Annotated in this window: 10 protein-coding genes; 8 read left to right on the top strand and 2 right to left on the bottom strand. The window is 69.4% G+C overall.

Going from position 1 to position 13425, the window contains the following annotated elements; genetic code table 11:
* The 5 genes from J7E96_RS25765 to J7E96_RS25785 all read left to right on the top strand — a co-directional run bounded on the left by J7E96_RS25765 (nt 1) and on the right by J7E96_RS25785 (nt 5490).
* Nucleotides 1–774: a DUF3710 domain-containing protein gene (locus J7E96_RS25765; protein WP_215134316.1), complete on the top strand. Its 774-nt coding sequence runs from the start codon at nt 1–3 to the stop codon at nt 772–774.
* 169 nt (nt 775–943) lie between these two features.
* On the top strand, nt 944–3496 hold the full coding sequence (locus J7E96_RS25770; protein WP_215134318.1) for a sensor histidine kinase KdpD: 2553 nt from the start codon (nt 944–946) through the stop codon (nt 3494–3496).
* Nucleotides 3497–3545: 49 nt separating this feature from the next.
* A complete protein-coding gene (locus tag J7E96_RS25775) occupies nt 3546–4232 on the top strand; it encodes a response regulator (protein WP_215134320.1) in 687 nt (228 codons plus the stop codon).
* A gap of 67 nt (nt 4233–4299) precedes the next feature.
* The gene (locus J7E96_RS25780) at nt 4300–4698 is read left to right on the top strand and encodes an OB-fold nucleic acid binding domain-containing protein (protein WP_215134322.1); all 399 of its coding nucleotides are present in this window, start codon (nt 4300–4302) and stop codon (nt 4696–4698) included.
* Nucleotides 4699–4701: 3 nt separating this feature from the next.
* Entirely contained in the window at nt 4702–5490 is a 789-nt protein-coding gene (locus J7E96_RS25785) for a DUF3159 domain-containing protein (RefSeq protein ID WP_215134324.1), read from the top strand.
* Nucleotides 5491–5575: 85 nt separating this feature from the next.
* On the opposite strand, the gene J7E96_RS25790 is transcribed toward J7E96_RS25785, so the two are convergent.
* Both J7E96_RS25790 and J7E96_RS25795 read right to left on the bottom strand, forming a co-directional pair.
* Complete coding sequence (locus J7E96_RS25790; RefSeq protein WP_215134326.1) at nt 5576–6253, bottom strand: TrkA family potassium uptake protein; 678 nt, start codon at nt 6251–6253, stop codon at nt 5576–5578.
* Complete coding sequence (locus tag J7E96_RS25795; protein WP_215134328.1) at nt 6250–6921, bottom strand: TrkA family potassium uptake protein; 672 nt, start codon at nt 6919–6921, stop codon at nt 6250–6252. Before J7E96_RS25795 ends, J7E96_RS25790 begins: the two co-directional genes overlap by 4 nt.
* A 311-nt stretch (nt 6922–7232) precedes the next feature.
* On the opposite strand from J7E96_RS25795, the gene J7E96_RS25800 reads away from it, so the two are divergent.
* The 3 genes from J7E96_RS25800 to J7E96_RS25810 all read left to right on the top strand — a co-directional run bounded on the left by J7E96_RS25800 (nt 7233) and on the right by J7E96_RS25810 (nt 12782).
* Complete coding sequence (locus tag J7E96_RS25800) at nt 7233–9284, top strand: APC family permease (protein WP_215134330.1); 2052 nt, start codon at nt 7233–7235, stop codon at nt 9282–9284.
* Between the two features lie 84 nt (nt 9285–9368).
* On the top strand, nt 9369–10709 hold the full coding sequence (locus J7E96_RS25805) for a class I SAM-dependent RNA methyltransferase (protein ID WP_215134332.1): 1341 nt from the start codon (nt 9369–9371) through the stop codon (nt 10707–10709).
* Nucleotides 10710–11930: 1221 nt separating this feature from the next.
* Nucleotides 11931–12782, top strand: a complete 852-nt coding sequence (locus tag J7E96_RS25810; protein WP_215134335.1) for a caspase family protein — start codon at nt 11931–11933, stop codon at nt 12780–12782.
* Nucleotides 12783–13425 lie beyond the last annotated feature (643 nt).

The following is a 13425-nucleotide window of genomic DNA, read 5'->3' on the forward strand; positions in this document are numbered from 1 at the left end:
GTGTTCGGACGTCGCAAGAAGAGCGAATCCGCCGACGAAGTAGTGGCGGGCGAGGCCGAGCAGGTCGTCGACGACGTCGAACCTGACGAGGCCGCCGACGGCGACGGGTCGCTGCGCAGGGTGAACCTGCCGCCGGCACCCCGCCCGGACGGTCCGTGGGACGTGTCCGAGGTGATGGAGCCCGGCGAGGGCCGGGTCGACCTGGGCGGAATGTTCGTGCCCGGGGTCGAGGGCATGGAACTGCGGGTCGAGGTGGCGGGCGACGCGATCGTCGCGGCGACCGTCGTACTGCGCGACAGCGCCGTACAGCTCCAGGCCTTCGCGGCGCCCAAGAAGGAAGGCATCTGGGGCGAGGTCCGCGAGGAGATCGCGTCGGGCATCACCCAGCAGGGCGGCGTCATCGACGAGATCGAGGGCCCGCTGGGCTGGGAACTGCGGGCCCAGGTGCCCGTACAGCTGCCGGACGGCACGGGTGGCGTGCAGATGGTGCGCTTCGTCGGCGTCGACGGGCCGCGCTGGTTCCTGCGCGGAGTGATCTCCGGTCAGGGCGCGGTGCAGCCCGAGGCCGCGGGGGTGCTGGAGCACGTCTTCAAGGACACCGTGGTCGTACGGGGCGAGGGGCCGATGGCGCCGCGTGACCCGATCGTGCTGAAGCTGCCGGACGACGCGCAGATGGTGCCCGAGGGCGTCCAGCAGGAGGAGCAGGAAGGCTCGCGCTTCTCCGGCGGGATGGGACAGCTGCAGCGTGGACCGGAGACCACTGAGGTGCGCTGACCCGAACCGACGTGAACCGACGTGGCCGGTGGGCCGTACTCCCCGAGACGGGAGTGCGGCCCACCGGCTTTTCGCCCGTCAGGGTCGGGGCCGTCAGAGTTGCGTCAATACGCCCGTGAAGTAGGCCCCCGCGTCCGTTTTGCCTGGAGGCGGCGCAGACAATGGGGCCATGGGACGCGGCAAGCTTCGGATATACCTGGGTGCGGCGCCCGGTGTAGGCAAGACGTACGCCATGCTCTCCGAGGCCCACCGGCGGGTGGAACGCGGCACCGACTGCGTCGTCGCGTTCGTCGAGCACCACGACAGGCCGCGCACCGAAGTGATGCTGCGGGGACTTGAGCAGGTCCCGCGCCGCGAGATCGAATACCGCGGCTCCGTCTTCGCCGAGATGGACGTCGACACCGCCCTCGAACGCCGGCCCGCCGTCGCACTGGTCGACGAACTGGCCCACACCAACGTCCCCGGATCGCGCAACGCCAAGCGCTGGCAGGACGTCGAAGAGCTGCTCCAGGCCGGCATCGACGTCATCTCGACCGTCAACATCCAGCACCTGGAGTCCCTCGGCGACGTCGTCGAGTCGATAACCGGCGTACGGCAGCGGGAGACCGTACCGGACGAGGTCGTACGGCGCGCCGACCAGATCGAGCTGGTCGACATGTCGCCCCAGGCCCTGCGCCGCCGCATGGCCCACGGCAACATCTACAAGCCGGACAAGCTCGACGCCGCCCTGTCCCACTACTTCCGGCCGGGCAACCTCACCGCGCTGCGCGAGCTGGCGCTCCTGTGGGTCGCGGACCGCGCCGACGAATACCTCCAGCAGTACCGCGGTGAGCACAACATCCGCTCCACCTGGCAGGCCCGCGAGCGCATCGTCGTGGGCCTCACCGGCGGGCCCGAGGGCCGTACGCTCATCCGCCGCGCCTCGCGCATGGCGGCCAAGGGCTCCGGCAGCGAGATCCTCGCCGTCTACATCGCCCGCAGTGACGGCCTGACCTCGGCCTCGCCCAAGGAACTCGCCGTACAGCGCACCCTCGTCGAAGACCTCGGCGGCACCTTCCACCACGTCATAGGCGACGACGTGCCCTCCGCGCTGCTGGAGTTCGCGCGCGGCGTCAACGCCACCCAGATCGTGCTCGGCTCCAGCCGCCGCAAGGCGTGGCAGTACATCTTCGGGCCCGGCGTCGGCGCCACGGTGGCCCGCGACTCCGGGCCGGACCTGGACGTACACATCGTCACGCACGACCACGTCGCGAAGGGGCGGGGCCTGCCGGTAGCCCGCGGAGCCCGTCTGAGCCGCGCCCGGATCGTCTCCGGATGGCTGGTCGGTGTCGCGGCGCCCGTCCTGCTCTCGCTGCTGCTCACCAGCCTGGAGAACGGTCCCGGCCTCGCCAACGACGTCCTGCTCTTCCTCTTCCTCACCGTGGTCGCGGCCCTGCTCGGCGGGCTGCTGCCCGCGCTCGCGTCGGTCGCCGTCGGCTCGCTCCTGCTGAACTACTACTTCACGCCGCCCACCCACACCCTCACCGTCAGCGACCCCGAGAACCTCGTCGCCATCGTGATCTTCTTCGCGGTGGCCGTTTCGGTCGCCTCCGTGGTCGACCTGGCGGCCCGCCGCACCCACCAGGCCGCCCGGCTGCGCGCCGAGTCCGAGATCCTCTCCTTCCTCGCGGGCAGCGTGCTGCGCGGCGAGACGACCCTGGACGCCCTCCTGGAGCGGGTCCGCGAGACCTTCGCCATGGAGTCGGTGGCGCTGCTGGAGCGCGCGAGCGACGTCGACCCGTGGACCTGCGCGGGCAGTGTCGGCCCCAGGCCGGTCAGCCGCCCCGAGGACGCCGACGTGGACATGCCCGTCGGCGACCACATGGCGCTCGCGCTGTCCGGCCGCGTGCTGCCCGCCGAGGACCGCCGGGTGCTCGGCGCCTTCGCCGCCCAGGCAGCCGTCGTACTGGACCGGCAGCGCCTGGTGGGGGAGGCCGAGGGGGCGCGCAAGCTCGCCGAGGGCAACCGCATCCGCACCGCCCTGCTCGCCGCCGTCAGCCACGACCTGCGTACGCCGCTGGCCGCCATCAAGGCCGCAGTATCGTCCCTGCGCTCCGACGACGTGGCCTGGTCGGACGCCGACGAGGCCGAGCTGCTCGCGGGCATCGAGGACGGCGCCGACCGCCTCGACCACCTCGTCGGCAACCTGCTCGACATGTCCCGGCTCCAGACCGGCACCGTCACCCCGCTCATCCGCGAGACCGACCTCGACGAGGTGGTCCCGATGGCGCTCGTCGGCGTACCCGCGGAAAGTGTCGGCCTCGACATCCCCGAGAGCCTGCCGATGGTGGCCGTCGACCGGGGGCTGCTTGAGCGCGCCGTCGCCAACATCGTCGAGAACGCCGTCAAGTACAGCCCCGGCGACACCCCCGTCTCGGTCGCCGCCAGCGCGCTCGGCGACCGCGTCGAGCTGCGCGTCGCGGACCGCGGGCCCGGCGTCCCGGACGACGAGAAGGACCGGATATTCGAACCGTTCCAGCGCTACGGCGACGCCCCGCGCGGCGCCGGAGTGGGCCTCGGCCTCGCCGTCGCCCGCGGCTTCGCCGAATCCATGGGCGGCACCTTGACCGCCGAGGACACGCCCGGGGGCGGCATGACGATGGTTCTCACCCTCAAGGCGGTCCCCGGTCATGCGCCGCCGGTACGCCCGGATCCTGCCGACGTCCGGGTCACCGCTTCATGACCCCGGACTCCATTTCCTTCCGTACGTCCCGTAGAAAGGCAGGCACTCCATGACCCGGGTGCTCGTGGTCGACGACGAGCCGCAGATCGTACGCGCCCTCGTGATCAACCTGAAGGCGCGCAAGTACGAGGTGGACGCGGCCCCCGACGGCGCGACCGCGCTCCAGCTCGCCGCCGCCCGCCACCCCGACGTGGTCGTCCTGGACCTCGGCCTGCCCGACATGGACGGCGTGGAGGTGATCAAGGGGCTGCGCGGCTGGACCCGTGTACCGATCCTGGTGCTGTCCGCCCGCCACACCTCCGACGAGAAGGTCGAGGCGCTCGACGCCGGGGCCGACGACTACGTCACCAAGCCGTTCGGCATGGACGAGCTGCTGGCCAGGCTCCGCGCGGCGGTCCGCAGGGCCGAGCCGGCCGGCGCCGCCGAGGACGACGTGCTTGTCGACGTGGGGGGCGACTTCACCGTCGACCTGGCCGCGAAGAAGGTGCACCGCGAGGGCAGGGACGTACGGCTGACGCCCACCGAATGGCACCTCCTGGAGGTGCTCGTACGGAACACGGGCCGCCTGGTCAGCCAGAAGCAGCTCCTCCAGGAGGTCTGGGGCCCTTCGTACGGCACCGAGACGAACTACCTGCGGGTCTACATGGCGCAGCTGCGCCGCAAACTGGAGGCGGACCCCTCGCACCCCAGGCACTTCGTCACCGAACCCGGAATGGGCTACCGCTTCGAGCGGTAGCGGCGGCCGTGGCGGTGGCCGGGTCCGGGGTGATCCAGGCGGGCCCGCTCCCCGGTACCCTTCGGGTATGAGTGCCGTACCACGTTCGGAGAAGCCTGCCGGCCGGTTCCGCCGGATGCTCGACCGGCTGTCCACCTCGCAGGAGGACCTGCACCACGCGGAGCTGCAGGAGGACGCGCAGGCCGCGGGGTGCTCACGCATCTGCGACTGCGACGACCGCCAGGTGGTGAAGGTGACTGGTACGTTGCGCACGGTCACCCTGCGACCGCGGGCCGGTGTGCCCGCCCTGGAGGCGGAGCTGTTCGACGGCACCGCACCCCTGGACGTGGTGTGGCTGGGCCGCCGTTCCATTGTGGGCATAGAACCGGGCCGCAGGCTCATCGCCTCGGGCCGGATCTCCATGAGCCACGGCCGCCGGGTGCTTTTCAATCCCAAATACGAGCTCCGACCGCTCGGACAGGAGTAGCCGGTGACGTCTCTCGACAAGCCGACCGCGACGGACCACGACAGCAACGACAGCGGCGAAGAACGGCCCGAAGCCGGCGCCGCCCAGGACACGAAGGCCGTCACCGAGGCGGCCCTGTTCGAGGCCTTCGGCGGCCTCAGGGGCGTGGTGGAGACCGTCCTGCCCGGTCTGCTGTTCGTGACCATCTTCACGATCAAGAAGGACCTGCACGTCTCGGCCATCGCCGCCCTCGCAGTGTCCTTGCTGCTCGTCGCCGTACGGCTGATCCGCCGGGACACCGTCAAGCACGCCTTCAGCGGCGTCTTCGGAGTCGCCTTCGGTGTCGTCTTCGCGATGATGACCGGCAACGCCAAGGACTTCTATCTGCCGGGCATGATCTACACCCTGGGTCTCGCCCTCGCGTACATCGTGACCACGCTCGCGGGCGTCCCGCTGATCGGCCTGATCCTCGGCCCGATCTTCAAGGAGAACCTCTCCTGGCGGACACGGAACCCAGGACGTAAGAAGGCGTACGCCAAGGCCAGCTGGGCCTGGGGCCTGATCCTGCTCGCCAAGTGCGCGATCCTCTTCCCGCTGTACTGGTGGGCCGACACCGCCCAGCTCGGCTGGGTCCTGGTAGCGCTGAAGATCCCGCCGTTCCTGCTCGCTGTCTATCTGACGTGGGTCTTCCTGGCGAAGGCTCCGCCGCCCATCGACGTATTCGCGGAGATGGAGGCGCAGGAGAAGGCCGAGAAGGAGCGCAAGGCGGCCGCTGCCGCCGCCGCTGCCGCTTCGGCGCAGCGCGAGGCCTGATTTCCCGTACGCACATGAGTGGGGCCCGGAACCGTCTTGCCGTCTCGGTTCCGGGCCCCACTTACGTAGCCAGTACGTACCGCCGTCAGCTCGCCGCGTCTTCCCTGCGGACCGACAGCAGGTCCTCCAGCTGCTCCTCGCGCGCCTGAGCGGCCACGAACAGCAGCTCGTCACCCGCCTCCAGCGTCTCCTCCGCGCCGGGAGTGAGCACGCGCGAACCGCGGATGATGGTGACCAGCGAGGTGTCCTCGGGCCATGCCACATCGCTGACCTGCGTGCCGGCCAGCGCCGACTCCGGCGGCAGCGTCAGCTCGACGAGGTTGGCGTCGCCGTGGCTGAAGCGGAGCAGCCGTACGAGATCGCCCACGCTCACCGCCTCCTCGACCAGCGCCGACATCAGACGCGGTGTGGAGACCGCGACATCGACGCCCCAGGCCTCAGTGAACAGCCACTCGTTCTTGGGGTTGTTGACGCGGGCGACGACCCGCGGCACGCCGTACTCCGTCTTCGCGAGCAGCGAGACGACCAGGTTGACTTTGTCGTCACCGGTCGCCGCGATCACCACGTTGCAGCGCTGGAGCGCCGCCTCGTCGAGCGAGGTGATCTCGCAGGCGTCGGCCAGCAGCCACTCGGCGAGCGGCACGCGCTCCACCGAGATGGCGGTCGGCGCCTTGTCGATGAGAAGGATCTCGTGGCCGTTCTCCAGCAGTTCGCCCGCGATGGAACGTCCCACCGCGCCCGCACCGGCAATAGCGACCCTCATGCGTGACCGCCTTCCTCAGGGCCCTGCGCGCAGGCCGCCTCGACCTTCGCGATCTCGTCCGTACGCATCATCACGTGGACGAGGTCGCCCTCCTGGAGCACCGTCTGGGAGGTCGGCAGTACGGCCTCGCCCAGCCGGGTGAGGAAGGCGACGCGTACGCCCGTCTCCTCCTGAAGCCGGCTGATCCTGTGGCCGATCCAGGCGGGAGAGGTGTGCACCTCGGCGAGCTGCACACCGCCGCTCGGGTCGCGCCACAGCGGCTCGGCCCCCGACGGCAGCAGCCGGCGCATCATCTGGTCGGCGGTCCAGCGGACCGTGGCGACGGTGGGGATGCCCAGGCGCTGGTAGACCTCGGCGCGGCGCGGGTCGTAGATACGTGCCGCGACGTTCTCGATGGCGAACATCTCGCGGGCCACCCGGGCCGCGATGATGTTCGAGTTGTCACCGCTGCTCACCGCCGCGAACGCGCCGGCGTCCTCGATGCCGGCCTCGCGGAGGGTGTCCTGGTCGAAACCGACGCCGGTGACCCTGCGGCCACCGAAACCGGACCCCAGGCGGCGGAAGGCCGTGGGGTCCTGGTCGATCACCGCGACCGTATGCCCCTGCTGCTCAAGGTTCTGCGCGAGAGCGGCTCCCACTCGCCCGCAGCCCATGATGACGACGTGCATCGTCCCGTTACCCCGCACTCCTGGTCGCCCCGCTGACCCGCACAAACACCCTGCTCACATCTTCCTTCTCGGCTCACCGGGGGAGGCGCGGGCACCCGTGCCCGGTACTGCCTCGCCCCTGTCTTCGTCCACCGTAGCGGCAACGCCGAACGCGCCATCGATCACCTCGGGCATCTCCGGGTTCATTCAGGGGTACGGGCGGTGGTTCGCGGGTGGTTCACGTGGCGGACTTGTGGCGGACCGGGAAGTTTCCGCAGCCAAGAGGGGTGGTGGGTGGGCGGTGTCCTTTTCGAACGCTTACGATCCTCTGCGTGTCCAAACTGACCGACGTGCCCAAACGGATCCTGATCGGCCGGGCGCTGCGCAGCGACAGGCTGGGAGAGACTCTTCTCCCCAAGCGCATCGCACTTCCCGTCTTCGCCTCCGACCCGCTCTCGTCCGTGGCGTACGCACCGGGAGAAGTGCTCCTCGTGCTCTCGATCGCGGGCGTGTCGGCGTACCACTTCAGCCCGTGGATCGCGGTCGCTGTCGTGGTGCTGATGTTCACCGTGGTGGCCTCGTACCGCCAGAACGTGCGCGCGTACCCGAGCGGAGGCGGCGACTACGAGGTCGCCAACACCAACCTCGGTCCCAAGGCGGGCCTGACCGTCGCCAGCGCCCTGCTCGTCGACTACGTCCTCACGGTCGCCGTGTCGATCTCGTCGGGTGTGGAGAACCTGGGCTCGGCGATTCCCTTCGTCGTCGAGAACAAGGTGTCGTGCGCCATCGGCATCATCGTGCTGCTGACGCTCATGAACCTGCGCGGCGTGAAGGAGTCGGGCAAGCTCTTCGCGATCCCGACGTACGTCTTCGTCACGGGCGTCTTCCTCATGATCGCCTGGGGCGCCTACCGCGGAATCGTCGCGGGCGAGACCATGCACGCCCCGACCTCCGACTTCGAGATCAAGGCCGAGCACCAGGGCCTGGCCGGCTTCGCCCTCGTCTTCCTTCTGCTGCGGGCGTTCTCCTCCGGCTGTGCGGCGCTCACGGGTGTCGAGGCGATCAGCAACGGTGTGCCGGCCTTCCGCAAGCCGAAGAGCAAGAACGCGGCGACGACGCTGGCCCTGATGGGCGGCCTGGCCGTCACGATGTTCTGCGGCATCATCGGTCTCGCCATGGCCACCGACGTGAAGATGGCCGAGAACCCTGAGCACGACCTGCTCCACAACGGCACCGCCGTCGGCCCCGACTACGTACAGGACCCGGTGATCTCGCAGGTCGCGGCCGCCGTCTTCGGTGACGGTACGTTCTTCTTCGTGCTGCTCGCGGCGGCCACCGCGCTCGTGCTGTTCCTGGCCGCGAACACGGCGTACAACGGCTTCCCGCTGCTCGGCTCGATCCTCGCGCAGGACCGCTACCTGCCGCGCCAGCTGCACACCCGAGGCGACCGCCTCGCCTTCTCCAACGGCATCGTGCTGCTGGCGGGCGCGGCCATCCTGCTCGTGTGGATCTACGGCGCCGACTCGACCCGGCTCATCCAGCTCTACATCGTCGGCGTCTTCGTCTCCTTCACGCTCAGCCAGATCGGCATGGTGCGGCACTGGAACCGCCACCTGCGGACGGAGAAGGACAAGGCCACGCGCGGCCGCATGATCCGCTCCCGCGCGATCAACACCTTCGGTGCCTTCTTCACGGGCCTGGTGCTCGTCGTCGTACTGGCCACGAAGTTCACGCACGGCGCGTGGGTCGCGCTGCTCGGCATGGTGATCTTCTACGGGACGATGAGCGCGATCCGTAAGCACTACGACCGCGTCGCCGAGGAGATCGCCGCCGACGAGGGCCCGTCCGACGACAGCGTGCGCCCGTCGCGCGTCCACTCCATCGTCCTGGTGTCCAAGGTCCACAAGCCGACGCTGCGGGCGCTCGCCTTCGCGAAGCTGACGCGCTCGGACAAGCTGGAGGCGCTCAGCATCAGCGTCGACCCGGCGGAGACGAAGGCGCTCAAGGAGGAGTGGGAGCGGCGCGGCATCAATGTGCCGCTGAAGATCCTGGACTCGCCGTACCGCGAGATCACGCGGCCGATCATCGATTACGTGAAGGGGCTGCGGCGGGAGAGCCCGCGGGACGCGATCAGCGTGTACATCCCGGAGTACGTGGTCGGGCACTGGTACGAGCACCTGCTGCACAACCAGAGCGCGCTGCGGCTCAAGGGCCGACTACTGTTCACGCCGGGGGTGATGGTGACCTCGGTGCCGTACCAGCTGCGGTCCTCGGAGGTCGCGAAGGAGCGGGCGAAGAAGCGCCAGGAGTGGAACCCGCCGGGTGCGGTGCGGCGCGGTCCGGTGGACGACCGCCGGCCGAAGGAGCCGACCGGCAAGCTCTGACGTGGTGAACGGCCGGACGACACCCACGTAGACTGGAGGGCTGAAGTCCGGCCGTACCCCTTAGATCCCTGGAGTCACCCCGTCATGCAGTCAGAATCCAAGGAAACGGCCGACACCTCTCTGGTCGGTACCGAGTACGAGGTCGAGGTCGGCCCCGTCGCCCACGGCGGCCACTGCATCGCCCGTACCGACGAGGGCCGGGTGCTGTTCGTACGGCATGCGCTGCCCGGCGAGAAGATCCGCGCCCGCGTGACGGACGGCGGGGAGACCTCGCGCTACCTGCGCGCCGACGCCGTCGAGGTCATAGAGGCGTCGAAGGACCGCATCGAGGCGCCGTGCCCGTACGCCGGACCCGGCATGTGCGGCGGCTGCGACTGGCAGCACGCCAAGCCGGGCGCGCAGCGGCGCCTGAAGGGCGAGGTGGTCGCCGAGCAGCTCATGCGCCTCGCCGGCCTCACGCCGGAGGAGGCGGGCTGGGACGGCACCGTCATGCCGGCGCCCGGCGACAAGCTGCCGCAGGGCGAGGTGCCGGCGTGGCGCACGCGCGTGCAGTACGCGATCGACCCCGACGGCCGCGCCGGACTGCGCAAGCACCGCTCGCACGAAGTGCAGCCCATCGACCACTGCCTGATCGCCGCACCGGGCGTGAGCGAGCTCGGCATCGAGAAGCGCGAGTGGCCGCAGATGGCGTCGGTCGAGGCGATCTCGGCCACCGGCTCCGGCGACCGCCAGGTCGTCCTCACCCCGCAGCCGGGCGGCCGCCTGCCCCTCGTCGAACTGGACAAGCCGGTCTCGGTCCTGCGCGTGGAGGAGAAGGACGGCGGGGTGCACCGGGTGCACGGCCGCGCCTTCGTGCGCGAGCGGGCGGACGGGCGTACGTACCGCGTCGGCATGGGCGGCTTCTGGCAGGTCCACCCGCAGGGCCCGGACCTCCTGATCAAGGCGGTCATGCAGGGCCTGATGCCGAGGAAGGGCGAGTCCGCGCTCGACCTGTACTGCGGCGTGGGCCTCTTCGCGGGTGCGATCGCCGAACGCATCGGCGACAAGGGCGCGGTGCTCGGCATCGAGACCTCGAAGCGCGCCGTCGAGGACGCCAGGCACAACCTCCAGGACATGGAGTACGTACGCATCGAGCAGGGCAAGGTCGAGCAGGTGCTGCCGCGCACGGGCATCACCGAGACCGACCTGATCGTCCTGGACCCGCCGCGCGCGGGCGCGGGCAAGCAGACGGTGAAGCACCTGGCGTCCCTGGGCGCCCGCCGCATCGCATACGTCGCGTGCGACCCGGCGGCGCTGGCACGGGACCTGGCGTACTTCCGCGACGCGGGCTACAAGCCGCGCACGCTGCGCGCGTTCGACCTGTTCCCGATGACGCACCACGTGGAGTGCGTGGCGATCCTTGAACCGGCCTCAAAGGGCGTCTGACCTGCTGTTTCTTCTGTTCTTCAGGTTTCGGGCGGGGCAGGTCGGCCTGTTTTCATGGGTGCACAGCGTGGACCGTGCCGAGGGGGTGGCCAATATCGAGCACGACGTAGGCCGCCCACTCATCTCCTTGACCGCCCTCGCTGGGCGATGCTCCACGTCACGGAGGTTGTCCGGTCCTCGGGTTCATGACCGGACATGACGTGGCGTCGGTTTCAGGTGTCGTTCCGACGAGTGCGCACTTTCACTGCTGGAGATTGGGCTTCAAGCAATCCAGCCTTGGCCATATCGTGCGGGTCTCGCGGCACCCCGCCCCGGACAGGTGAGTACAGGTGACCCAAGAACCTCCCTCCGAGTTCCGCCCGACTGCGTAGGGGATACAACGAAGCGCCTCACGGCGCACACCCGCCGTACGAGTTTCCCCGTAACGGGCTCTCCGATGACCTATTTCTCGATGCTGCTGGGTCCGCAGCCGGCCCGGCCCGAGGCGGGGCACGCGTAGCGATTCCATCACCGCGGTGACCGGCCGCAGTCGTTGGTGTTCCCGCCGGTCAGGACGAACGCAAGCGGGCGGCTGGCCCCGTCATAGGCCAAGTCCATCTGCTGGTCAGCTCGCCCCGGGACCGGCCGAGGGCCGGGCTGTGGTGCCCTCTCAGGCGCCAGCCGCGTGCTGGTGGGCGCGGAGATGCTGGAATCGACCGACACCAGCCAGTCGATGTCGCCCGCCGCGTCCCCGTTGGCGACCCCGGTCCCGTACTTCACACGATCCGGTTCAAGACCATCCGGTCCTCCAGCTGTGGCCGCCCCAGCGCGATCCGCGTCGACGACTGGCCCGTGTCAGAACGTCGACCTCGCCGCTGAGGACACCCGCCACACATGGCGACAGTGGTCGTCCCCCTGGACGGCTGCTCCGGGCACGCACATGCGCCAGCGGATGGCACTCCGTCGTCGTCACCGCCGCGAAGTGCGCCCCCGGAACGCGCCGGGCGTACTCCTCCGTACCACGAATGGGGGAAGCTCGATTGGCCTCAGGCAGGACAGGATCAGGGTTGGAGATCTTGTCCGGTGGGCGTTCTGCCTGCTGCCCACCATGAGTCCTGCGTAGGTGCGACGCGGAACGCGTCCGGCCTGCGTGTGGGTCGCGGTCGGTCCTGGCACAAGCTTCGAACGTACTCGGTCATCACAGCCCAAGAGCAACCATCCCAGCACAGCAGGAGGAAATTCATGACCAAGGGACTGTCGATCCACATCGGTGTCAACGAGATCGACGAGAAGAGGTACGGCACCAAGGCCGAGCTGAAGAATCCCGAGAACGACGCCGTCACCATGACGGACCTCGCCAAGGCCAACAACTTCGACGTCGTCGCCACGCTGCTGACGAACGACGCGACGAGCGAGAAGGTGACGGCCGCGCTGAAGGAGGCGGCTTCGCAGCTCTCCTCAGGGGACAAGCTGCTGCTCACCTATGCCGGGCACGGTGCTCAGGTGCCGGACAAGAATGGTGATGAGCCGGACCGGCGGGACGAGACCTGGGTGCTGTACGACCGTCAGCTGATCGACGACGAGCTGTACGCGCTCTTCGGTACGTTCGCGGAAGATGTGCGGATCGTGCTGCTCTCTGACAGCTGCCACAGCGGCACGGTCGCGCGGGATCTGTCCCTGTTTCTCAACGGCGCTGAGCTCGAGCGGAACTTCGACACCAGCGAGCCGGCACAGGTCCGGGCCCGGGTAAGGGCCCTGCCGCAGGACGCGCAGTTCCGGAATTACCAGCGCGACCAAGAGCTCTACGACGAGATCCAGCGCACCGTACCAGCCGCGGAGCAGCAGGAGATCAAAGCCGATGTGCTGCTGCTCTCCGGTTGCCAGGACAACCAGAGCTCCAGCGACGGCACGGGCCCCAACGGCCTGTTCACCGAGACACTGCTCCGGACCTGGAAGAACGGCGCCTTCCGGGGCACGTACTCCAGCCTGCACCGGCAAGTGGTGGAACAGATGCCGTTCTACCAGAGCCCGAACCTGTTCCAGACGGGCAAGTCCAGTGCGGGCTTCCTCGCCCAGAGGCCCTTCTCCATCTGACATCCGCCCGTCCCGCCAGTCGGGGCTCTTCGGGGCATCCAGGAATGCCCCGGCTCAGAACAGGCTGCACAGTGCGACACAACTCCGGTGTGTGACACCGCGCGGCCTCGCATCACGGGGGCTTAGGCAACGTGGGATCTCCGCCACCGAAGGGGGTCCGCTGCGCGGAGCGCTTTCCGGTAGCAAGAGGCCAACAAGTGGGAGGGGTCTACATCTCTTGCGCATCACCTACGTGACTGCCTCGCGCCGAGCAGCGGGGATCGCGATGGTCACACCCGTACCGACGTGCGTGCGGCCGGACTCCTCGATTCCGGCGGCGAGCCCTCGAGAAGCCACACGGCTCTCGACATGTGCGGTGGGTCCGGCGGTGGGGCACTGCCAGAGCGCCAGTGGCGGGCTGGTGGGCTGGGTTGCCCGTGGTTTGGGAGCCGCAGTCCGACCTTGGGCTCCGCCGCGCGGCAGGTGGGTGTACTGCCTCGCAGCAGTCCGGGTAGGGCCTCTCCGCTCAGTGGCTGTGACGCCGGCAGGCCGCTGGCGGGACCGCAAAAACCGGCCTGACCTGTGCGTTCAAGCGGGGGCGGCCGTGTCGGCCCATTCGCCGGTCCAGCTGCCTTGCCGTCCCCACGCTCGGCAAGGAGTTCCC

This window comes from Streptomyces sp. ISL-96 (assembly GCF_018614035.1).
Classification (GTDB): domain Bacteria; phylum Actinomycetota; class Actinomycetes; order Streptomycetales; family Streptomycetaceae; genus Streptomyces.

Bases quoted from the DNA above. Each gene is read 5' to 3' on its own strand.
- J7E96_RS25770 (WP_215134318.1), top strand. From the start codon at position 944: ATGGGACGCGGCAAGCTTCGGATATACCTGGGTGCGGCGCCCGGTGTA.
- J7E96_RS25775 (WP_215134320.1), top strand. From the start codon at position 3,546: ATGACCCGGGTGCTCGTGGTCGACGACGAGCCGCAGATCGTACGCGCC.
- J7E96_RS25780 (WP_215134322.1), top strand. From the start codon at position 4,300: ATGAGTGCCGTACCACGTTCGGAGAAGCCTGCCGGCCGGTTCCGCCGG.
- J7E96_RS25790 (WP_215134326.1), bottom strand. From the start codon at position 6,253: ATGAGGGTCGCTATTGCCGGTGCGGGCGCGGTGGGACGTTCCATCGCG.
- J7E96_RS25795 (WP_215134328.1), bottom strand. From the start codon at position 6,921: ATGCACGTCGTCATCATGGGCTGCGGGCGAGTGGGAGCCGCTCTCGCG.
- J7E96_RS25805 (WP_215134332.1), top strand. From the start codon at position 9,369: ATGCAGTCAGAATCCAAGGAAACGGCCGACACCTCTCTGGTCGGTACC.
- J7E96_RS25810 (WP_215134335.1), top strand. From the start codon at position 11,931: ATGACCAAGGGACTGTCGATCCACATCGGTGTCAACGAGATCGACGAG.